Source organism: Leucobacter soli, from assembly GCF_042659205.1.
GTDB classification, from domain to species: domain Bacteria; phylum Actinomycetota; class Actinomycetes; order Actinomycetales; family Microbacteriaceae; genus Leucobacter; species Leucobacter soli.
Window position 1 is genome coordinate 1 of sequence record NZ_JBHSRW010000428.1, and the last position, 949, is coordinate 949.

Consider the following 949-nt stretch of genomic DNA (forward strand, 5'->3'; position numbering starts at 1 on the left):
GGCCACCTCCGCGGCGACCATCGGCGCGCTCGTCGTCACGGTGCGGCAGGGCGCCATCGACGCCGCGGCCGGACCGCAACCGCTGCAGGCCCAGATGCTCGACGTCGTGGCCTCCGGCAAGCCCGCGGCCACGATCGAATCGTTCGAACCGGTGACGGAGGTCTCCTCCCGCCCCGAGCTGCGCGGCGCCGCGAAGGTCGTCTCCGGCGGTCGGGGCCTCGGCTCCAAGGAGCAGTTCGCGCTGGTCGAGCAGCTGGCCGACGCGCTGGGCGCCGCAGTCGGGGCCTCCCGCGCCGCAGTGGATGCCGGATATATTCCGCAATCGCATCAGGTCGGCCAGACCGGCGTCTCGGTGTCGCCGCAGTTGTATGTCGCGCTCGGCATATCGGGCGCGATCCAGCACCGCGCCGGCATGCAGACCGCGAAGACCATCGTCGCGATCAACAAGGATGCGGACGCGCCGATCTTCGACGTCGCCGACTTCGGCGTGGTCGGCGACATCTTCACCGTGGTGCCGCAGCTGATCGCTGCGCTCGAGGCGCGGAAGCAGTAACCGATGGCCGGTGGCGTGCGAGCGATGCGGCGTGGATTGCCCCGGGTACCGGGCGGCGACGCCTGGCCGCCTGCGGGCGTCGGTGGCGCTGCCGGTATCGAGGTCGCCGGTATCGAGGGGGCCGGGGCGGCCAGGAGCGAAGTGGCTGACGTCGCGGTGGCCGGGAGCGAAGCGGCTGCCGTCGCGATCGGTTGGGCGCCGATCGAGGTTGCGACTCCTTCGGCTCTCGTCGCTGCCCAGGCGCAGGCTCCAGTGTCGTCCGAGCACGATTCTCGGGCTCAGCCGTCCGCGTCGGCAGGCGCAATCGCGGGCGCATCGGTGGATGCGCCCGCTCCCGCGTCGGCAGCCGCGGTGCCTCTGCGTCGCGGCCTGCCCCGGGTCGTGGGAGGGGATCCC

General features: G+C 72.6%; 1 protein-coding gene. It reads left to right on the forward strand.

The genetic code is table 11. The annotated features are described in order from the left end of the window. On the forward strand, positions 1 to 553 hold a 553-nt coding region (locus ACFPZL_RS13725; RefSeq protein WP_382335945.1), incomplete at its 5' end, for an electron transfer flavoprotein subunit alpha/FixB family protein. Between the last annotated feature and the right edge of the window lie 396 nt (positions 554 to 949).